The organism is Bordetella sp. 02P26C-1 (genome assembly GCF_009763255.1).
GTDB lineage: Bacteria > Pseudomonadota > Gammaproteobacteria > Burkholderiales > Burkholderiaceae_B > Bordetella_A.
Window position 1 is genome coordinate 1 of record NZ_WSJB01000031.1, and the last position, 274, is coordinate 274.

The window sequence follows — 274 nt, forward strand, 5'->3', positions numbered from 1 at the left end:
TTAAAGAGCAGGTACTGCGTTTACTGCTTGCCTCGCTGTGTTAGCAGCAGAGAAACGAGATTATGAAGGCTTTTTTTCAAGCTGTCAAGTCGTTTTGTTTTGCATTTCACAGAACGTTTCGACTTGAACTTCACAACCGCCGTTTCCGGCATCTCGACATTTTAGCACACACTCGGGAAAACCCCAAATCGCTTTGTTAGTTCGCATCCGGGTAAACCCTGAATTCTCACCAACTGCCGAGCCCGAAATATTAACACACTTTTTAAATTCGGTG

1 protein-coding gene is annotated in these 274 nt (G+C 44.5%); it reads right to left on the reverse strand.

Annotated features, from left to right (window positions below):
* Window positions 1-84 precede the first annotated feature (84 nt).
* A partial coding sequence (locus tag GOQ28_RS18670; RefSeq protein WP_236844396.1) for a hypothetical protein occupies window positions 85-274 on the reverse strand: 190 nt, incomplete at its 5' end.